We start from the raw sequence: 20,147 nt of genomic DNA on the forward strand, positions 1-20,147 counted from the left end.
ACTTAATCAATTGAGTTATGGTTAGCCCACCCGTCACCGCGGTTCCCTTTGTCCCCCAAAAGGAGCAGCCGTCATGCACAGCGCGACGATCCGCCACAAAATCCTGACCATTCCCGGCCTGAACAACAGCGGCCCAACCCATTGGCAAAGCCCATGGGAGCATAAATTCCCGAACAGCGAGCGTATCGAACTTGGCCGCTGGAACGATCCTGACAAGGATGAATGGGTGGCTGCAATCGCCGCCGCCATCGACGCTGAAAACGGTCCGGTGCTGATCGCGGCGCACAGCTTGGGCTGCCACGCCTTTGCGCATTGGTTCGCGGCCGCCAGCGCGCTGACCCGGACGCGCATTGCTGGGGCGCTGCTCGTCGCGCCGCCCGACCTGTCGCGTCTGCGCCACGAACATGGCGTCGCCGGTTTTGCCGATTCGCCGCCCTTCACGTCGCGCATCCCGATGACCGTCGTCGCCAGCGATGACGACCCCTTTGCGAAGACCGCCCATGTCTGGCGCCTGTCGCGGCAGTGGGACGCGCGCTTCGTCAATGCTGGTCCGTTTGGGCATATCAATGCCGACTCGTCGATCGGCGACTGGCCTTATGGACAGTATCTGCTCGCCTCGTTACAACCCGCGCCGACGCCGGCCCTGGCGGACGAGGCCCGCTGGCTCCGCGCCGGTGACTGGCCAAATCGCGTCCGCTGCGACCCGCGGTTCGAATTCAACGAAAGAGCGCACCGATCATGAAAGCCAATTCGATCCTCGATACCATCGGCAACACGCCGCACATCCGCATGGGCAAGCTGTTTCCGGACGCCGAAGTCTGGATCAAGTCGGAACGCAGCAATCCCGGCGGGTCGATCAAGGATCGCATCGGCCTCGCGATGATCGAAGCCGCCGAGCGCGACGGCAGCCTCCAGCCCGGCGGCACCATCGTCGAGCCGACGTCGGGGAACACCGGCATCGGCTTGGCGATGGCCGCCGCGGTCAAGGGCTACAAGCTGGTCCTGGTCATGCCCGAAAGCATGTCGATCGAACGCCGCCGCCTGATGCTCGCTTATGGCGCGACATTCGACCTGACGCCGCGCGAAAAGGGCATGAAGGGTGCGATCGAACGCGCCATCGAGCTGGTCGAAACCACCCCCGGCGCGTGGATGCCGCAGCAGTTCGAAAATGAAGCCAATATCGACGTCCATGTCCGCACCACCGGCCCAGAAATCCTCGCGGATTTCAAGGACACGCCGATCGATGCAATTATCACCGGGGTCGGTACCGGGGGTCATATCACCGGTACCGCGCAGTTCCTGAAGCAACATTGGCCGAACCTGAAGGTGTTCGCGGTCGAACCCGAAGCTTCGCCGGTCATTTCGGGCGGCCAGCCTGCGCCGCACCCGATCCAGGGCATCGGCGCCGGGTTTATTCCGCGCAACCTGCATACCGACCTGCTCGACGGCGTGATCAAGGTCGATGCCGCGGCTGCCAAGACTTACGCGCGCCGCGCCGCGACCGAGGAAGGGATGCTCGTAGGCATCTCGTCGGGCGCCACCCTCGCCGCGATTGCGCAGAAACTCGCCGAACTGCCTGCGGGCAGCCGCGTGCTCGGTTTCAACTATGACACCGGCGAACGTTATCTGTCGGTCCCCGATTTCCTCCCGGAGATCTGAGGCCCGACCATGCGCCCCGACGGCGATCAAGCGGCGTTGCCGGTACGGCGCGACTGGACCGGTTGGCTGTTCGTGCTGCTGGCCGCGCTCGCCGTCGGGCTCGTACTCTACGCCAGCGACCGCAGCGCCGATCGCGCGAGCGCGGCGCGCCCGCATCCCGTCGCGCCGCCCCCCGATGTCGTCCCCGACGTGCTGCCGATGGAATTCGCCCCGGTGGCGGAGGACGACGCCCGCGCCGCCAATGCGCGCATCGCGCTGATCACCAAGGGTTTCGTTGCGCCGCGCCCGTTCATTTATTCGGGAACCGGCGATGCCAAGGCGCGCGCGCGCGACTGCCTTGCCGCGGCGATGCTCTACGAAGCGGGTGACGACTCAAAGGGTCAGCAGGCGGTCGGCCAGGTCGTCATCAACCGTGCCCGCCACCCGGCCTTCCCCAAATCGATCTGCGGCGTGGTGTTCCAGGGGTCCGAACGCGTCACCGGCTGCCAGTTCACCTTCACCTGCGACGGCGCGTTGAACCGCCGCTACTCGGACGCGGCGTGGCAGCGCGCGCGCAACAATGCCGACCTGATGCTGTCGGGCGGCACCTATCCGCCCATCGGCCTCGCGACCCATTATCACACCGATTGGGTGCGTCCCTATTGGAGCGACAGCCTCGAAAAAATCGCGATCGTCGACACGCATCTGTTCTTCCGCTGGCCGGGCTATTGGGGCACCCCGGGCGCATTCCGCGGTGCGGTTTCGGGCGGTGACGGCCCGGTCGCAAAGCTCGCCGCCATTTCGCCGCTGCACGCCATAGCGCTCGGGCTGCCGACCGAGTTGGCGACCGGCGTCGATGCCAATGCCGCGGTGGGCGAAGCGCGCGTCGTCGTCGGCGCGGGGGAAGCGACAGGCCGCGACACCATCTACACCCAGCTCGACCGCCGCGCCGCGCCCGAAAGCTTCGTGACGACGGCGCTCAGGCTGTGCGGCGACAAGCCCTATTGCAAGTTCATGGGCTGGACCAACCCAGTGCTGAAACCCGACAGCGACGCCATGACTGATACCCAGCGCGCCGCGATGACCTTCTCCTACCTGCGCGACGACAAGGCGGGGTTCGAAAAGGCGCTGTGGAATTGCAGCGAATATAAGCGCGACGATGTGCGACAGTGCATGAAGCGGTAGGTGGCGGTAACCTTGATCGATGGCGTTAAGGTCAGAAGCGCCAAACTTCCTCTCCCCTCGTGGGAGAGGATAGCGCAGCTTGCTCCGTCAGGAGCTAGCGAAGCTTGGTGAGGGGGTTGGACGCCAGCGGGCGCGAGAACCCCTCTCAACTGCGGCTAGGCAGCAAGCTGCCAAGCCTCCGTATCTCTCCCTCAAGGGGAGAGAGGAAGATGCGCGGCGCCCGCAACCGTGGTTAGCGCCCCAATCGCCTCCCCCTTACAGTCGGATCAGATACTTCTCACCCGTCCGCTTCGCATTATACGCATGCGCGACGTCCAGCGACAGCGCCTCGGTGAGCGAAATTTCATGGCTGTAGTGGCTCTTGAACGTCGTCGTCAGCTCATCGACCACCCGTTTACGCAGCCGCATATTGGTTTCCATCCCCGCCTTTTGCAGGAAGGGCGTCAGCAGGAAGCCCGACAGCGACCAGGTTAGCCCAAAGGCGCGGTTGAGGATGGTCGGCCCAAGGTCAAGCGCGCCATAGATATAGACCTGTTTGAACGTGTCCGACCCATAGCGGCTGTATGTCGTCATCCGCTTCACCGCGGCGACTTCCATCGCGGAGAGAATCTGGCCCGCCAGCTTGCCGCCGCCGATCGCATCGAAACCGATCGTTGCCCCGGTGGCGACGATCGCGGCGGTCAACTGGTCGATGAAATCATCGGCACTGCTGTTGACGATATGCGTCGCACCAATGGCTTTCAAGATGTCGACCTGGGCGTCGCTGCGCACGACATTGACCAGCGGGATGCCGTCCTTGGCGCAAATCTTGACCAGCATCTGGCCCAGGTTCGACGCCGCGGCGGTGTGGACGATCGCACTGTGCCCTTCATTCTTCATCGTTTCGGTGAAGGCAAGGCTGGTTAGCGGATTGACGAAGCACGACGCGCCGTCCTTCGGGTCGGTGCCGTCGGGCAGCACCATGCACATCTGCGCGGGCAGGCAGCGATATTCGGCATAGATCTCGCCGCCGATCAGCGCGACGGTCTTGCCCAGCAGCGCCTGCGCCTCGGGCGAATCGCCCGCCGCGACGACGGTGCCGCAGCCTTCGTTGCCGATTGCCAAAGCTTCGCCGATGCGGCCGCCCATCGCGCGCATCCCGGCGGGCGGAATGTCGGCGGTGATCACCGGCAGTCCGTCGCGGGTGGAGGCGCGCGCGGTCGACATGTCGGCACCGCCAAACAGCAGGCCCAGGTCCGACGGATTGATCGGCGTGGCGAGGATCTTGACTAGCACCTCGTGCGCCTTGGGCGTCGGCATCGGACGTCGTTCGAGCGACACCTCCAGCTGGCCCTCTGGCTTGACCAGGGTCAGCATGGTCAGGTTGGTGTCAGGCAGTTCGGTCATTGCGGGTCTCCCGTCGCTTTTCGGTTTCTCGATGCAACGGATTAGGCGGTGGCGATGCGGCTGGCAACCTCTCGCTGCCCGTCATCCCGGCGAAGGCCGGGATCTCGCCGCTGTGAGCGAAATCGACGGTGAGATCCCGGCCTTCGCCGGGATGACGGGCTAAAGCTTTGGCGAATACTCCGCCGCTAACCTGAGCACCTCACCCGCCAATTCCATCCGACAAATCAGCAAATCGGGCAGATATGTATCGGCATTGTTATACCGGATCACCGATCCATCAACGCGGCTGACATGCAGCCCCCCCGCCTGCGCCACCGCGACGGGCGCGCAATTGTCCCATTCATATTGACCGCCGGTGTGCAAATAGATGTCGGCCTCGCCGCGCACGACCGCCATCGCCTTGGCACCTGCGGAGCCCATCGCGAGCAACTCGGCGCCGATCCGCCCGGCCACGAACACCGCTTCGGCGGCGGGGCGCGTGCGGCTGACGAGCATCTTCAGCGGCTGGTTCGCGGGCCGCAAGGATAGCGGCGCACCCGATGTCAGCGTGATCCCCAACCCCGGCAACGCGACCGCGCCAACGGTCGCAACGCCATCGACCGCAAGCGCGACATGCACCGCCCAATCGTCGCGCCCCTCGCCATATTCGCGCGTGCCGTCGAGCGGATCGATGATCCACACGCGGCGGTGCGCCAGCCGCGCCGCGCTGTCCTTTTCCTCTTCGGACAGGATCGCATCATCGGGGCGCGCTGCGCGCAATTCGCGGCACAGCATCGCGTTGGCGGCTTCGTCGCCCGCCTGCCCCAGCGCCTTGCCCTCCAGCCCCTTCGCCCGCAGCGCCAGCAGGATCGCGCCCGCCGCCGTGGCGAGCCGTTCGGCGAGTTGCTCGTCGGTTTCGGTCATCTCAGCCAAGCAGCCGGTCGATGATCATGTTTGCCGCTTCCTCGGGCGACATTGCGGTCGTGTCGATGCGGATCTCGGGAGTCTCGGGCGCCTCATACGGGCTGTCGATGCCGGTGAAATTCTTGAGCTGCCCGGCGCGCGCCTTTTTATACAGGCCTTTGACATCGCGGCGTTCGGCCTCGGCCAGCGGCGTATCGATAAACACCTCGATAAACTCGCCCTCGGGCAGCATCGACCGCACCATCTCGCGCTCGGCGCGGAACGGCGAAATGAACGCGGTGATGACGATCAGCCCGGCATCGGTCATCAGCTTCGCGACCTCGCCGACGCGGCGGATGTTTTCGATCCGGTCCGCCTCGGTAAAGCCCAGGTCACGGTTCAGCCCGTGCCGGACATTGTCGCCGTCGAGCAGGAAGCTGTGCCGGTTCATCCGGTGCAGCTTCTTTTCGACCAGATTGGCGATCGTCGACTTGCCCGATCCCGACAGGCCGGTGAACCACAGCAGCGCGGGACGCTGGTTCTTCAGGTTCGCGCGCATGTCGCGATTAACGTCGCTCGCCTGCCAGTGGACATTTTGCGCACGGCGCAAGCTGAAATGCAGCATCCCCGCCGCGACGGTCGCATTGGTCAGCTTGTCGATCAGGATGAAGCCGCCCAACGTGCGATTGTCGGCATAGGCCTCGAACACTATCGGCTTATCGGTCGACAGCTCGACCACCCCGATGCCGTTGAGTTCGAGCGTCTTCGCCGCCAGATGGTCGAGCGTATTGACGTTGATTTCATATTTCGGTTGCTGGATCGTCGCCGACACCGTCAGTGTTGCGAGCTTGAGCCAATAGGCGCGACCCGCGATCATCGCCTCATCGGCCATCCATACCAGCGTCGCCTCGAACTGGTCGGCGGCCTCGGGCGGTGCATCGGCCGCGGCGATGACATCGCCGCGCGAGCAATCGACCTCGTCGGAAAGTGTCAGCGTCACCGACTGACCAGCGACCGCTTCGTCGACGTCGCCGTCCAGTGTCACAATGCGGTCGACCATCGTGGTTTTACCGCTCGGCAGGACGCGAACCGCGTCGCCGGGCTTGATGGTACCGCTCGCGATCTGGCCCGAGAAGCCGCGGAAATCGAGATTGGGGCGGTTGACCCACTGTACCGGCAGGCGGAACGGTTTCGCCTCATCGGCGGCGGCGGCGATCTCGACACCCTCCAGATGCTCGATCAGCGCCGGTCCCTTGAACCACGGCATATTGTCCGACAGCGCGGTGATGTTATCGCCCTTGAACCCCGAGATCGGGATCGCGGTAAAGTTTGTGATCCCGATCTCGCTCGCAAAAGACCGATAGCTCAACAGAATGCGCTCAAAGACTGTCTTGTCATAACCGACAAGGTCCATCTTGTTCACCGCCAGCACGATATGTTTGATGCCGATCAGATGGGCGAGGAAGCTGTGTCGCCGCGTCTGCGTCAGTACGCCTTTGCGCGCGTCGATCAGGATGACGGCGAGGTCGGCGGTCGAAGCGCCGGTGACCATATTGCGCGTATATTGCTCATGCCCCGGTGTATCGGCGACGATGAACTTGCGCTTCTCGGTCGTGAAAAAGCGGTAGGCGACGTCGATCGTGATCCCCTGCTCGCGCTCGGCGGCAAGGCCGTCGACGAGCAGCGCGAAGTCGATCTCCTGCCCCTGCGTCCCGACGCGCTTGCTGTCGGCTTCGAGCGCGGCAAGCTGATCCTCGAAGATCATCTTGCTGTCGTAGAGCAGCCGCCCGATCAGCGTCGACTTACCGTCGTCGACCGATCCGCAGGTGATGAAGCGCAACAGCGATTTCTGCTCGTGCCGCGCAAGATAGGCGTCGATATCCTCGGCGATTAGCGCGTCGGTGACGTAAACAGGGTCGGTGGTCATCAGAAATACCCCTCCTGCTTCTTCTTCTCCATCGACGCATCGCCGCCATCCTTGTCGATGATCCGGCCCTGCCGCTCGCTGGTCGTCGTCAGCAGCATTTCCTGGATCACTTCCGACAGCGTCTTCGCCTCGCTCTCGACCGCGCCGGTCAGCGGGTAGCAGCCGAGCGTCCGGAAACGCACCGAACGCTCGACGGGCGTCTCACCCGGCAACAGCGGGAAGCGGTCATCATCGACCATCAGCAGCAAGCCATCGCGCTCCACCGTCGGACGCGGCGCGGCGAAATAGAGCGGGACGATCGGGATATTTTCGCGCGCAATATACTGCCAGATGTCGAGCTCGGTCCAGTTCGAGATCGGGAACACGCGGATGCTTTCGCCCTTGGCCTTCTTGGCATTGTAGAGGTTCCACAGCTCGGGGCGCTGCTTTTTCGGATCCCAGCCGTGGGTGCCGGTACGGAACGAAAAGATGCGTTCCTTCGCCCGGCTCTTTTCCTCGTCGCGCCGCGCGCCGCCAAAGGCGACGTCGAAACCATAGAGATCGAGCGCCTGCTTCAGCCCCTCGGTCTTCCACATGTCGGTGTGCAGCGGGCCATGGTCGAACGGGTTGATCCCGCGCTCCATCGCCTCCGGATTCTGATAGACGATCAGGTCCATGCCGCTTTCTGCGGCCATCCGGTCGCGTAGCTCGTACATCGCCCGGAATTTCCACGTCGTATCGACATGAAGCAGCGGGAATGGCGGCGGCGAGGGATAGAAGGCCTTGCGCGCCAGATGCAGCATCACGGCGCTGTCCTTGCCGACGCTATACAGCATCACTGGCTTGACCGCGTCGGCCATCACTTCGCGCATGATATGAATGCTCTCGGCCTCAAGCCGGTCGAGATGGGTCAGCGTATCGGTCATGCCCCGCCCTTGCCCCCGCGCCTCGGGACGATCAAGCTGTATGGCCTTTTGCCCATGCAAGCCAGACTTGTAAGGCGCCCGGTCATCCGGCGGCATCGACCCGTGTCCGCCGCCAATCGGCGGCGATGGCGGTCACCGTATCGCGGGCATGTGCCAATCGCGGATCGACGTCGGGCAGTGCCGCCCACGCCGGATCGACGATCAAGCCCAGCTCGCGCCGGAAATCATAGCCCGCGACCTTGAGCGGAACGATGCCCTCGATCGCCAGCGATACCGGCGCGGTGGTGATGCCGATGCCCGCAGCGACCATCCGCAGGCACCGTTCATCGCTCTCGCTGCGCAGGGCAAAGCGCGGGCGCACGCCGTGCCGGGTGAAGAAGCGGCTGGTCGCGTCGAGAAATTCGCACGAGCGGCGCGCGATCATCGTCTCGGCGGCGAGCTCCTCGGGGCCAACTTCGATCCGCCCCGCGAGCGGATGATCGGCGGCGATAAACATTGCCAACGGCTCTTCGTAGAGCGGCACGACCTCGTCGCCGCGCTCGCCGGGTCGCAGCGGGAGCAGGGCCATATTGATGCGCCCGCTGCCCAGCGATGCGCGGAGTTGGGATTCGCTGTTCTCGATCAGTTCCATGGCGAAGCTGGGCCGCAACGCCGTGACGACCGCCTGCAAAAACTCCCCCGAAACCGATCGGATCACGCCAAGCTTGAGTTCGGTCGCCTGCCGGTCACGCTCACGACCGAAATCGTCGGCGGCGCGAAACCCGCGCTCCAGATCGCGCGCAATCGGCAAGAACCGCCCGCCCGCTTCGGTGAGCCGGATCTGGCGGCGGTTACGGATGAACAGCGGCGTGCCGACCAGTTTTTCTAGCTCGGCAATCCCGCTCGACAACGCTGGCTGCGTCACCCGAATCCGCGCCGCTGCCTGCGTAAAACTGCCGGCATCGACGACGGCGAGAAACTGGCGGACATGGGCGCGCTTAATCATAGATTTTGCTTATGCTAAATCCCCTATCGTTTCAATTTCCATATGATCAATTTTTGGGGCAGTATCGCGCCCTGTCCTGCCCTCGATCGATAGGCCCATCCATGCGCGCAACTCCCGACTTCGATTTCGCGCTCGGCGAAACCGCCGACATGATCCGTGAAACCACCGCCCGCTTTGCCGACGAACAGATCGCGCCGCTGGCCGCCAAGGCCGACGCCGACGACTGGTTTCCGCGCGACGAACTCTGGACGCGGATGGGCGATTTGGGTCTGCACGGCATCACGGTCGAGGAAGAATTTGGCGGGCTCGGCCTCGGTTATCTCGAGCATGTCATTGCGGTCGAAGAAGTGAGCCGCGCGAGCGGCGCGATTGGCCTGTCCTATGGCGCGCATTCGAACCTGTGCGTCAACCAGATCCGTCGCTGGGGCAATGCCGAACAGAAAGCGAAATATCTGCCCAAGCTGATCAGCGGCGAGCATGTCGGCAGCCTCGCGATGTCCGAAGCAGGCGCTGGCAGCGACGTCGTGTCGATGAAGCTGAAGGCCGACCGCGTTCAGGGCGGCTATGTGCTCAACGGCACCAAATTCTGGATCACCAACGCATCCCACGCCGACACGCTGGTCGTCTATGCCAAGACGAGCCCCGAAGCCGGATCGCGCGGCATCACGGCTTTCCTGATCGAAAAGGATATGCCGGGGTTCAGCATCGGGCAAAAAATCGACAAGGTCGGCATGCGCGGATCGCCGACCGCCGAGCTGGTGTTCAATGATTGTGAAGTCTCCGAAGAGCAGGTGATGGGGCCGGAGAATGGCGGCGTCGGTGTGCTGATGTCCGGCCTCGACTATGAGCGCGTCGTGCTCGCCGGGCTCCAGCTCGGGATCATGCAGGCCTGCCTCGACACCGTCATTCCCTATGTTCGTGACCGCAAACAGTTCGGCAAGCCGATCGGGTCGTTCCAGCTGATGCAGGCAAAAGTCGCCGACATGTATGTCGCGCTCCAGTCGGCGCGATCTTACGTCTATAACGTGGCCAAGGCGTGCGACGCGGGGCAGACGACGCGCTTCGACGCCGCAGGCTGCATCCTGCTCGCGAGCGAAAGCGCGGTGAAGGTCGCGGGCGAAGCGATTCAGGCGCTAGGCGGTGCAGGCTATACCAAGGACTGGCCGGTCGAGCGCTATTGGCGCGACGCCAAGCTGCTCGACATTGGCGCGGGGACCAACGAGATCCGCCGGATGCTGATCGGCCGCGAACTGATCGGCGCCGGCGCGTGATCTGGCTTTGGCTGTCGGCAGCCTTCATGGCGACGACGGCCTTGGTGCATGGCGCCTTGGGCGAAAAGCGGCTGATCCAGCCACTGCTCGAACTCGATCAGGGGATCATGGCGGTCGCCCTCGCGCGCCGCGTGTTTCGCTTTGCCTGGCATGCGATGTCGGTGCTGATGCTGGTATCGGCAGCCTCGGTCATCTGGCCGGGAACACCGCGCGACCTGATCTTGCTGATCGGTGCGGCTTGGACCGCGGTGGGGTTGTTCGACGCCGTCTATACCCGCGGACGGCACATCGGCTGGCCGATCCTCACTGCGTCGGGCGTGCTTGCGATCTTGGGCGCGACGGCATGAACGACACGCTGCTTACCGCCCTCCAGTACTACGGCGCCGGGGCATCGACGCTGGCGGCGCTGATCGTCTCGCTGAACCTCGGCCGTCGCCGCACCGGCTGGGCCTTTGTCATCTTTGTTACCAGCAGCATCGCGCTGATCGCATGGGGCTTTCTGCAGCCCGACAGCGAGGGTATCGGCTGGCAGAATATCGCACTGCTGATCATCAATGCGATCGGCGTCTATCGTTACCTGATCCTGAAAGATAAACCGGGCGATCCGGACGAAACGCAGGGAGAGACTGAACAGTGAGCGCACCGGTTCTTGGCACCAATGTCGATCCCGACAGCGACGAGTTTCGCACCCGCGCCGCGTACAATCGTGCGCTGAAGGATGAGCTGTGGGCGCGCGTTGCCGAAGCGGCGCTGGGCGGCAATGAGAAATCGCGTGAGCGGCACACCAGCCGCGGCAAATTGCTGCCGCGCGAGCGCGTCGAGCGGCTGCTCGATCCGGGTTCGCCCTTCCTCGAAATCGGCCAGCTTGCGGCGAACGACCTTTACGAAGGCGAAGTGCCGGGTGCGGGGATGATCTGCGGCATCGGCCGCGTGTCGGGGCGCCAGTGCATGATCGTGTGCAACGACGCGACGGTGAAGGGCGGGACTTATTATCCGCTAACCGTAAAAAAGCATCTGCGGGCGCAGGAAATCGCGCTCGAAAACCGGCTGCCCTGTATCTACCTCGTCGATAGCGGTGGCGCGAACCTGCCGCATCAGGATCAGGTCTTTCCCGATCGCGACCATTTCGGGCGCATCTTTTTCAACCAGGCGAATATGTCGGCGCGGCGCATCCCGCAGATTGCGTGCGTGATGGGAAGCTGCACGGCTGGTGGTGCTTATGTGCCCGCGATGTCTGACGAGACGGTGATCGTGCGAAATCAGGGCACGATCTTCCTCGCCGGTCCGCCGCTGGTGAAGGCCGCGACGGGTGAAGAAATCAGCGCCGAGGATCTGGGCGGCGGCGACCTGCATGCGCGCAAGTCGGGCGTCGTCGATCATCTGGCCGAGAATGACGAACATGCGCTGACCATCGTGCGCGATATCGTCAGCCATCTGGGCTCCGACACCGGATTCGAGGTCGCGCTGAAAGACCCGCGCCCGCCCAAATATGATCCCGAGCAACTCTACGGCGTCGTCCCCGACGACGTCCGCGCGCCCTATGACGTCCACGAAGCCATTGCGCGGATCGTCGATGCCAGCGAGTTTCATGAGTTCAAGGCCAATTACGGCAGCACGCTCGTGTGCGGCTTCGCGCATATCTGGGGCATCCCCGTCGCGATCCTCGCCAACAACGGCGTGCTGTTCAGCGAGTCTGCGGTCAAGGGCGCGCATTTCATCGAGCTGGCGCAGCAACGGCGCATCCCGCTGCTTTTCCTCCAGAACATCAGCGGCTTCATGGTCGGCGGCAAATATGAGGCCGAGGGCATCGCCAAACATGGCGCCAAGCTGGTGACCGCGGTGGCGACCGCGACGGTACCCAAGGTCACGGTACTGATCGGCGGGAGTTTCGGCGCAGGCAATTACGGCATGTGCGGCCGCGCTTACTCACCGCGTTTCCTGTTCACCTGGCCCAATGCGCGGATCAGCGTGATGGGCGGCGAACAGGCGGCGAGCGTGCTGGCGACGGTCCACCGCGACGCCGACAAATGGACGCCCGAGGAAGCCGAGGCCTTCAAGGCGCCGATCCGCCAGAAATATGAGGATGAGGGCAACCCATACCACGCGACCGCGCGCCTCTGGGACGATGGCATCATCGATCCCGCGCAGACGCGCGATGTTTTGGGGCTGGCCTTTGCGGCGACGCTGAATGCCCCGGTCGAGGACCGCGGGTTCGGCGTGTTCAGGATGTGATGGGAGGATATAATGGCAAACGGACGTCCCGGCGACCACCCTTTCACCGACATCTTGCATTATGGCAGTTCGGAATATGGCGAACCAATCGACTCAGTCGTGAAGGAAATGTCGAAACACCCGCTCTTCTTCAAAGTTCGAGACAACGTCGCTGACCTCCTCTGGAAAAAATCCCCTTTTGGACGGCAAGCCGAGAAAGAAGCGCTCCTCGTCGAGACTGAAATTGCCCTAGCTGCAATTTCCAGCCGCTTAGAAAAACTGGCAGAAGAAAAATGATCACCTCCCTCCTCATCGCCAATCGCGGCGAGATCGCCTGCCGCATCATCCGCACCGCGCGCGAGATGGGCATTCGCACCGTTGCGGTCTATTCGGACGCCGACGCCCAGGCGCTGCATGTCCGGCAGGCCGACGAGGCCGTCCACATCGGGCCGTCGCCAGCGCGTGAATCCTATCTGGTCGGCGAAAAGATCATCGCCGCCGCGCAGGCGACCGGCGCCGAGGCAATCCATCCGGGTTATGGTTTCTTGTCCGAGAACGCCGCGTTCGCGCAGGCCGTCATCGACGCCGGGCTGATTTGGGTCGGCCCCAACCCCGCGTCGATCACCGCGATGGGGTTGAAGGATGCCGCCAAGAAGCTAATGGCGGAAGCTGGCGTGCCCGTCACTCCCGGCTATATGGGCGAAAACCAGGACCCCGCCTTCCTCGCCGAGCGCGCTGCCGAAATCGGCTATCCCGTCCTGATCAAGGCGGTCGCGGGCGGCGGCGGCAAGGGGATGCGCAAGGTCGATGCTGCCCCCGACTTCATCGACGCACTCGCCTCGTGCCAGCGCGAGGCGGCGGCCTCGTTCGGCAACGACCATGTCCTGATCGAGAAATATATCCTGACCCCGCGCCATATCGAGGTGCAGGTGTTCGGCGATACACACGGCAATGTCGTCCACCTGTTCGAGCGCGACTGCTCGCTGCAACGTCGTCACCAAAAGGTCATTGAAGAAGCCCCCGCCCCCGGCATGGACAAGGTCACCCGCGAAGCACTGTGCGCCGCCGCGGTCCGCGCCGCGCAGGCGGTCGATTATGTCGGCGCCGGGACGATCGAATTCATCGCCGACGCCAGCGAAGGCCTGCGCGCCGACCGCATCTGGTTCATGGAAATGAACACGCGTTTGCAGGTCGAGCATCCGGTGACCGAGGAAATCACCGGGGTCGATCTGGTCGAGTGGCAGCTTCGGGTGGCAAGCGGCGAGCCGATCCCGCTCAGACAGGAAGAGCTCGCAATTAAAGGCTGGGCAATGGAAGCGCGGCTCTATGCCGAAGATCCGGCCAAGGGCTTCCTCCCGAGTGTCGGGCGGCTGGACTATTTCAGCCTGCCCCGTTTGTATCGCGGCAAACGCTTTCGTGTCGAAACTGGCGTGCAGGAGGGGGATGCGATTTCGCCCTATTACGACCCGATGATTGCGAAGCTTGTCACTTGGGGCGAAGATCGGGCGGCGGCAATTGCCAATCTGAGGGAAATGGCGGAGGACGTGCGTTGTTGGCCGGTCAAAACCAATGCCGGTTTCCTCTACTTGGCGTTATCAGATAACGCTTTCGAAGTCGGCAAAGTGGACACCGGCCTAATTGCGCGCGAAGGTGAAAAGCTGATCCCCGATGCAGAAGCGCCCGAGGCTGTATTGCAGGCCGTTACACACCTTGTTGTCGACAATAGCCTAGGCGGCGGAGCGACGGACATCCGCGAAACCTGGCTCAAAACGGATCATGGGGCGTGGAGCAATGTTGGTTTTCGATTGAATCGGACGCCCGCCTCCACGATGGTTCGCTTAGAAGAAGGTGGCCTTGTCTATGAAATTGCATTTCAGGATCGGAGCATCGACCACTGTCCTTGGGTCGAACGACTAGGGGACGGGTGGGTAGTGACAGAGCACGGGGTGACGCGCCTGTTCCACGAATACCGAGCCTCCGGCAACGCGGCGGGCGGTGCTTCCGACGGCGCAATCCTCTCTCCCATGCCCGGCAAGGTCATTACGGTCGAAGTCGCTGCGGGCGACACTGTGACCAAAGGCCAGAAGCTGCTCACCCTCGAAGCGATGAAGATGGAGCATAGCCTGACCGCGCCGTTCGACGGCGTGGTGGCCGAGCTCAATGCGACCGCAGGCGCTCAGGTGCAGGTCGAGGCGTTGCTGGTGCGGATCGAGGCGGCGGCGGAATGAGCATCCTTCTCCCGGCGGGAGAAGGATATGGAGCCTTATCGCGCAGCGATTAGGCGGAGTTGGATGAGGGGTTGCGAGCTATCGGGAGGGCACAGCCCCTCACCCAGCTACGACTAGCCAGCAAGCTGGCAAGTCTCCGCATCCCTCTCCCCATGGGAGAGGAATTACATGGCCGGCAAATATTTTGACGAATGGACCATCGGCGACACGCTGACTCACGATATCCGCCGCACCGTGACCGAGACCGACAATCTGCTGTTCACCGTGATGACGCACAACCCACAGCCGCTGCACCTCGACATCGAGGCGGCGAAGGCGTCGGAATTCGGTCAGATCCTCGTCAACGGCACCTTCACCTTCAGCCTGATGGTCGGGCTGTCGGTCGGCGACACGACGCTCGGCACGCTCGTCGCGAACCTCGGCTATGACAAGCTGGTCATGCCCAAGCCGGTGTTCATCGGCGATACCCTGCGCGCGGAGAGCGAAGTCATCGGGCTGAAGGAGTCGAAATCGCGCCCGAATGCGGGGATCGTGACGTTCCTGCACCGCTGCATCAACCAGCACGATGAACTTGTCTGCCAGTGCGAGCGTTCGACGCTTGTTCACCGGAAACCATAGATCCCCGTTCGGTTCGAGCGAATTCGAGAACCCTTTGCCCCGCACGTGTCTCGACTTCGCTCGATACGAACGGCATAGGTAATAGTATGAGACTCCGTTCCCTTCTTTTCGTCCCCGGCGACCGCCCCGAACGCTTTGCCAAGGCAGCGGCATCGGGCGCCGACGCGATCATCCTCGATCTCGAGGATTCGGTCTCGCTCGCGAACAAGGACGCCGCGCGCCACGCGATCGCCGACTATCTGGCGGGCGCACGCGAAGTCTTCACGCTCGTGCGGGTCAATCCGCTCGACGGCCATCTGACCGCCGCCGATGTCGCCGCGATCGTCGCAGCCGGCCCCGACGCGATCATGCTGCCCAAGGCCGAGGGCGCGTCAAGCATTGCGCAGCTCGACCTGATTCTGCGCAGCGAAGGCGCGGCTGACGCGTCGCTGCCGCCGATCCTGCCGATCGCCACCGAAACCGCCGCGGCGATCTTCTCCCTTGGCAGCTACCGCGAGACAAAGGATCGCTTGCTAGGACTGACATGGGGCGCCGAAGACTTGCCCGCCGCGATCGGCGCCACCACCAGCCGCGAAGCCGACGGCAGCTACACCGCCCCCTATGACGTCGCCCGCGCGCTGACGCTGTTTGCTGCCCACGCCGCGAGCGTCGCCGCGATCGATACGGTGTTCCCGGCGATAAAGGACGAGGCGGGACTCGCGGCCTATGCCGACCGCGCGCGACGCGATGGCTTTACCGGCATGATGGCGATCCATCCAGCACAGGTGGAGGCGATCAACGCCGCCTTCACGCCCAGCGTAGACGATGTGGGGCGCGCCCAAGCGATCGTCGATGCCTTCGCCGCCAATCCGGGCGTCGGCGTGCTGCAAGTCGATGGCAAGATGGTCGACGCCCCGCATTTGAAACAGGCGAAGCATATGCTGTCGTTGTCGGACTGAAGCATAACTTACCCCGTTCGTGTCGAGCGAAGTCGAGACACCCATCGAGACAGCGCCAAGCCGAGGGGCATCTCGACTTCGCTCGATGCGAACGGACGTTTAGTTCGACCTACGCCGAAACGGCCGATGCCGCTTCATCCAGTCGCGCCCGCGATGCCAGCTCTTTTTCAAACCGCGCTCTGCAAAGCCTTCGAACATCGCATCGGGGCTGGTCGGGTCGAGCACTTCATTGTCGGCGATGAATTCATCCAGCGGACCAGGCGCAATCAGATCGAGCCGTTCAAGCGACCGCCCGTCACCGCGCATGGATTCAATCGTTTCGATCAAGGATCCAGTACGCTCGAACGTCGCTGCGATGTCTTTCTCGGTCACACCCAGATGCTCGGCCATCAGCGACTCGCGCAGGCGCGCAATCACCGGCTCGACGCCCTTGTTCGCCGCCAACGCTGCATCGATCGTGACATCGCATTCGCTGTCGAGCCCCATCGACCGGTTGTTCAGGTTCGACGATCCGATCCGCAGCAGCCGGTCGTCGACGATCGCGGTTTTGGCGTGGACATAGATGGGGTCGCCGCGCTTGGTATGCGGGACATAGACTTTCAGCCGGTCGCCATGCCGCGACTTGGCAATAGAGCGGACGAGCTGCACCCGCGCGGCATCCATCGCCATCTGCTCCAGCCACCCGTCGGCGGTCTTGGGCATCACCATCACAAATTCGGGCGGATCATCTTCATCGAGCCGCGCGGCAATCGCCGCCGCGATCGCGCCGCTCGTGAAATACTGGTTCTCGAAATAGATGAAGCGCCGCGCGCCCGCGATCATGTCGAGATACAGTTGCTCATTTTCACGTACCTCGGCGCGGCCATCATATTCGGCGCTGGTGCGCGAGATGGCGACATCGACATCCGTGAAATCGGGTTCAAGATCGTCGGGCCAGTTCTCACCGGCGCCACTCAGGTCGCGGAGCGGCTTGTTCGTCGCGCGCTGCCAACGCTCATTCCCCAGTTCCGCCAGCGCCGTTCCGATCGGGCCCGACAGGATCATCGTCGAATCGTGCCACGGCATATAGCGTTTGCCGTTGGGGCCGGTACGCCGCGGATCGTCGTCGACATGGTCGCGCGTGTCCCAGCGCGCCGAGCTGACGTCGATACCGCCGCACACCGCCAGATGGTCGTCGAACACCGCAACCTTCTGGTGGTGGCTGCACCCGACGGGATGCGCGCTGTCGAGACGGAAACTGATCGATTTCGTCATCTTCCAGCGCAGCACCATCGCGACAATCGACGGCACGAACAGATGTTTCAGCCCACCGAAGTTCCAGCGCAAAATGTCGATGTCGCGCTTCGGCTGATCCTTGGCGAGACGGAGCAGGTAATGGCCGAGCGATTCACCTTTCCCCTGCTCATCGGGGATCAGCGGGATGCGCGGATCGAAATCCCAACCGATCAGCAGGATGCGTTCCTTGGCGCCCGCCATTAACCGCTCGAGCAGCGCATAATAATCGGCGGCATCGACGATCATTCGGGCTTTGTTGGCGCGTTCGATGCGCCAGCAATTGCGCCCTTCGACGACGATGGGGGCCAAGCTCTGCGGGCGTTCGGGGTCGCTCATCGCCGACGCCACGCATGGCGGCGGCGATCGTTCCATCGGGCGCGATCAGGCGGCGTAAAATTGCTCCGGGGTCAGCGCCATCATCGCTTCGCTGCCCGCTTCGATCTTGCGGCGCAGCGACCCGGCGTCGGGCAGGAACCGTTCGCCAAAGTGGCGCGCGATGACCAGCTTGGCTTGGAGGAACGCCTTGTTGCCGCGGCCTTCGGCGAGCGCCTTCTGCGCCGCTTCGGCCATCATCAGCCACATCGATCCCAGCGCGACGATGCCCATAATGTGCATATAATGATGCGCGCCGGCGCCGATATTGTTGGGGTTCGCCATGCCGTTCTGCATGAACCACATCGTCGCGGCCTTGAGTTCGCCGTTGGCTTTTTCAAGGCGGCCTGCGAAGTCGGCGAGCGCTTCATTGTTTTTCGCGCGACCACATTCTTGATCGATGATGGCAAAGAACGCCTGAATCGCGCGACCGCCATTTTGCGCCAGCTTACGCCCGACCAGATCCATCGCCTGGACGCCGTTGGCGCCTTCATAGATCATCGTGATGCGGGCATCGCGAACATATTGGCTCATGCCCCATTCCTCGATGTAGCCATGGCCGCCGAACACCTGCTGCGCGTTGGTCGCGACGTCATAGCCCTTGTCGGTGCCATAGCCCTTGATCACCGGGGTCAGCAGGCTGACGAGGTCGTCGGCGCGCTGGCGCTCCTCCTCGGTCTCGGCGACGTGCGCCAGATCGACCTGCAAGGCACCCCACAGGCACAGCGCGCGAAGTCCCTCGACGGTCGCCTTGGCGTCCATCAACATGCGGCGCACGTCGGGGTGGACGAACAGCGGATCGGCTTTTTCCTGCGGGTCTTGCGGCCCGGTCAGCGCGCGGCCCTGACGGCGGTCCTGCGCATACGCAACGGCGTTCTGGAACGCGATGTCGGCTTGCCCCAGCCCCTGGACACCGACGCCAAGGCGCGCCGCGTTCATCATCACGAACATTGCGGCTAGGCCTTTGTTTTCCTCGCCGACCATCCAGCCCTTCGCGCCGTCATAATTCATGACGCAGGTCGAATTGGCGTGAATGCCCATCTTGTGCTCGATCGACCCGCATTGCAGCACGTTGCGGTCGCCGAGCGAGCCGTCGTCATTGACCAGAAACTTGGGCACGATGAACAACGAGATGCCCTTGACGCTGTCGGGCGCGTCGGGGGTCTTGGCGAGGACAAGGTGGACGATATTCTCGGTCAGGTCATGCTCGCCCGACGAGATGAAAATCTTTGTCCCGCTGATGGCATAGCTGCCATCGCCGTTGGGGACCGCGCGGGTGCGGATCAAACCAAGGTCGGTACCGCAATGCGGTTCGGTCAGGTTCATCGTCCCGCCCCACTCGCCCGAAATCATCTTCGGGCAATAGGTCGCCTTTTGCTCGTCCGATCCCTTGACCAGGATCGCGGCGACCGCGGCCTGGGTCAGCCCCGGATACATCGCAAAGGCCTGGTTCGCCGCCATGCGATATTCCTCAACCGGAAAACCGACGACATGCGGCAGCCCCTGCCCGCCAAATTCCTCGGGCTGGGTCAGCAGTGTCCAGCCCGCATCGCAATAGGCCTTATAGGCTTCCTTGAAGCCCTTTGGTGTCGTCACCGATCCGTCGTCGTGGCGCGTACACCCCTCCAGATCGCCCGACTGGTTGATCGGGAACAGAACTTCCTCACAGAATTTGCCGGCTTCGGTCAGCACCGCCTCGATCATGTCGGGGGTCGCATTGGCGAAACCCGGCAGGTTGGCGTAGCGCTCGACCCCGAGCACGTCATTGAGGAGAAAGAGGCTGTCTTGCACGGGGGCGCGATAGACGGGCATGGGAAATCCTTCTGAAAATCAGCTTCGCAATGTCAAACTTGCCTGGGGAGAGGCTCAACTGACCTTTTGGCCGGCGTCGACTTTTTTCACCATATCGATGAACCGCGACAATTCTTCGACAGCGCTGTCGATATCGTCACGCTGTCGCTGCAACAAGCCAATGCGCTGTTCGCATTTCTCGATCGTTACCTGGCGTTGCAGCTTGCGGCCGTCGCCAACGTCGTAGAGGTCGATCATCTCGCGAATGTCGGCCAGGCTGAACCCGGTACGCTTGGCGCGCAGTATCCATGCCAAGCGCGCGCGGTCGCGTTTCGAATAGATGCGCGACAATCCCTTGCGCGAGGGGCTGATCAGCCCTTCATCCTCATAGAAACGCAGCGCACGCGCGGTGACGCCAAACTCGGTCGACAAGTCGGTGATGCTGAATTGTTCGCGGCCCAAGTGATCGGGCGTGTCGATATGGGCGTGGCCATATGGTTCGGTCATGCCGTTGAAACTAGTTTCCGTTGACGTG

General features: G+C 63.2%; 19 protein-coding genes. 11 read left to right on the forward strand and 8 right to left on the reverse strand.

What is annotated here, in order from left to right; all coding sequences use genetic code 11:
• The first annotated feature begins 73 nt into the window (after nucleotides 1-73).
• The 3 genes from B4F07_RS14655 to B4F07_RS14665 are packed head-to-tail and all read left to right on the forward strand — an operon-like array spanning nucleotide 74 to nucleotide 2,823.
• The gene (locus B4F07_RS14655; protein WP_293700536.1) at nucleotides 74-742 is read left to right on the forward strand and encodes an RBBP9/YdeN family alpha/beta hydrolase; all 669 of its coding nucleotides are present in this window, start codon (nucleotides 74-76) and stop codon (nucleotides 740-742) included.
• Nucleotides 739-1,659: a cysteine synthase A gene (gene cysK, locus B4F07_RS14660; protein ID WP_293700537.1), complete on the forward strand. Its 921-nt coding sequence runs from the start codon at nucleotides 739-741 to the stop codon at nucleotides 1,657-1,659. Before B4F07_RS14655 ends, cysK begins: the two co-directional genes overlap by 4 nt.
• A 9-nt stretch (nucleotides 1,660-1,668) precedes the next feature.
• Entirely contained in the window at nucleotides 1,669-2,823 is a 1,155-nt protein-coding gene (locus B4F07_RS14665; RefSeq protein ID WP_293700539.1) for a cell wall hydrolase, read from the forward strand.
• 255 nt (nucleotides 2,824-3,078) lie between these two features.
• On the opposite strand, the gene B4F07_RS14670 is transcribed toward B4F07_RS14665, so the two are convergent.
• The 5 genes from B4F07_RS14670 to B4F07_RS14690 form a co-directional block, all read right to left on the reverse strand.
• Nucleotides 3,079-4,209, reverse strand: a complete 1,131-nt coding sequence (locus B4F07_RS14670; RefSeq protein ID WP_293700541.1) for a zinc-binding dehydrogenase — start codon at nucleotides 4,207-4,209, stop codon at nucleotides 3,079-3,081.
• A gap of 159 nt (nucleotides 4,210-4,368) precedes the next feature.
• Nucleotides 4,369-5,112, reverse strand: a complete 744-nt coding sequence (locus B4F07_RS14675; RefSeq protein ID WP_293700948.1) for a 3'(2'),5'-bisphosphate nucleotidase CysQ — start codon at nucleotides 5,110-5,112, stop codon at nucleotides 4,369-4,371.
• A 1-nt stretch (nucleotide 5,113) separates the two neighbouring features.
• Nucleotides 5,114-7,018: a sulfate adenylyltransferase subunit CysN gene (gene cysN, locus B4F07_RS14680; protein ID WP_293700542.1), complete on the reverse strand. Its 1,905-nt coding sequence runs from the start codon at nucleotides 7,016-7,018 to the stop codon at nucleotides 5,114-5,116.
• The gene (gene cysD, locus B4F07_RS14685; RefSeq protein WP_293700544.1) at nucleotides 7,018-7,923 is read right to left on the reverse strand and encodes a sulfate adenylyltransferase subunit CysD; all 906 of its coding nucleotides are present in this window, start codon (nucleotides 7,921-7,923) and stop codon (nucleotides 7,018-7,020) included. The genes cysN and cysD overlap by 1 nt, the downstream gene beginning before the upstream one ends.
• Before the next feature lie 82 nt (nucleotides 7,924-8,005).
• A complete protein-coding gene (locus tag B4F07_RS14690) occupies nucleotides 8,006-8,908 on the reverse strand; it encodes a LysR family transcriptional regulator (RefSeq protein ID WP_293700546.1) in 903 nt (300 codons plus the stop codon).
• Nucleotides 8,909-9,009: 101 nt separating this feature from the next.
• On the opposite strand from B4F07_RS14690, the gene B4F07_RS14695 reads away from it, so the two are divergent.
• The 8 genes from B4F07_RS14695 to B4F07_RS14730 all read left to right on the forward strand — a co-directional run bounded on the left by B4F07_RS14695 (nucleotide 9,010) and on the right by B4F07_RS14730 (nucleotide 16,174).
• Nucleotides 9,010-10,179 carry an isovaleryl-CoA dehydrogenase gene (locus B4F07_RS14695; protein ID WP_293700548.1) on the forward strand — a complete coding sequence of 390 codons (1,170 nt, stop codon included), beginning with the start codon at nucleotides 9,010-9,012 and terminating at the stop codon, nucleotides 10,177-10,179.
• Nucleotides 10,176-10,526, forward strand: a complete 351-nt coding sequence (locus B4F07_RS14700) for a hypothetical protein (protein WP_293700550.1) — start codon at nucleotides 10,176-10,178, stop codon at nucleotides 10,524-10,526. The genes B4F07_RS14695 and B4F07_RS14700 overlap by 4 nt, the downstream gene beginning before the upstream one ends.
• Nucleotides 10,523-10,816, forward strand: coding sequence for a hypothetical protein (locus tag B4F07_RS14705; RefSeq protein WP_293700551.1), 294 nt, complete (start codon nucleotides 10,523-10,525; stop codon nucleotides 10,814-10,816). Before B4F07_RS14700 ends, B4F07_RS14705 begins: the two co-directional genes overlap by 4 nt.
• Nucleotides 10,813-12,411 carry a carboxyl transferase domain-containing protein gene (locus tag B4F07_RS14710; RefSeq protein WP_293700552.1) on the forward strand — a complete coding sequence of 533 codons (1,599 nt, stop codon included), beginning with the start codon at nucleotides 10,813-10,815 and terminating at the stop codon, nucleotides 12,409-12,411. The genes B4F07_RS14705 and B4F07_RS14710 overlap by 4 nt, the downstream gene beginning before the upstream one ends.
• Before the next feature lie 12 nt (nucleotides 12,412-12,423).
• Nucleotides 12,424-12,687, forward strand: a complete 264-nt coding sequence (locus B4F07_RS14715) for a hypothetical protein (protein ID WP_293700554.1) — start codon at nucleotides 12,424-12,426, stop codon at nucleotides 12,685-12,687.
• Nucleotides 12,684-14,618 (forward strand): acetyl/propionyl/methylcrotonyl-CoA carboxylase subunit alpha, encoded by a 1,935-nt coding sequence (locus tag B4F07_RS14720; RefSeq protein WP_293700555.1) that lies wholly within the window; start codon nucleotides 12,684-12,686, stop codon nucleotides 14,616-14,618. Before B4F07_RS14715 ends, B4F07_RS14720 begins: the two co-directional genes overlap by 4 nt.
• Before the next feature lie 168 nt (nucleotides 14,619-14,786).
• Nucleotides 14,787-15,236: a MaoC family dehydratase gene (locus B4F07_RS14725; protein WP_293700557.1), complete on the forward strand. Its 450-nt coding sequence runs from the start codon at nucleotides 14,787-14,789 to the stop codon at nucleotides 15,234-15,236.
• A gap of 86 nt (nucleotides 15,237-15,322) precedes the next feature.
• The gene (locus B4F07_RS14730; protein WP_293700558.1) at nucleotides 15,323-16,174 is read left to right on the forward strand and encodes an HpcH/HpaI aldolase/citrate lyase family protein; all 852 of its coding nucleotides are present in this window, start codon (nucleotides 15,323-15,325) and stop codon (nucleotides 16,172-16,174) included.
• Between the two features lie 99 nt (nucleotides 16,175-16,273).
• Here B4F07_RS14730 and B4F07_RS14735 read toward each other — a convergent pair whose 3' ends face one another.
• The 3 genes from B4F07_RS14735 to B4F07_RS14745 are packed head-to-tail and all read right to left on the reverse strand — an operon-like array spanning nucleotide 16,274 to nucleotide 20,119.
• Nucleotides 16,274-17,785 (reverse strand): phospholipase D-like domain-containing protein, encoded by a 1,512-nt coding sequence (locus B4F07_RS14735; protein WP_293700560.1) that lies wholly within the window; start codon nucleotides 17,783-17,785, stop codon nucleotides 16,274-16,276.
• 45 nt (nucleotides 17,786-17,830) lie between these two features.
• The gene (locus tag B4F07_RS14740; RefSeq protein WP_293700561.1) at nucleotides 17,831-19,633 is read right to left on the reverse strand and encodes an acyl-CoA dehydrogenase C-terminal domain-containing protein; all 1,803 of its coding nucleotides are present in this window, start codon (nucleotides 19,631-19,633) and stop codon (nucleotides 17,831-17,833) included.
• A gap of 54 nt (nucleotides 19,634-19,687) precedes the next feature.
• Nucleotides 19,688-20,119 carry a MerR family transcriptional regulator gene (locus tag B4F07_RS14745; protein WP_293700562.1) on the reverse strand — a complete coding sequence of 144 codons (432 nt, stop codon included), beginning with the start codon at nucleotides 20,117-20,119 and terminating at the stop codon, nucleotides 19,688-19,690.
• Nucleotides 20,120-20,147 lie beyond the last annotated feature (28 nt).

Origin of the sequence: Sphingopyxis sp. UBA6723 (assembly GCF_002454115.1) — a bacterium.
Lineage (GTDB): Bacteria > Pseudomonadota > Alphaproteobacteria > Sphingomonadales > Sphingomonadaceae > Sphingopyxis.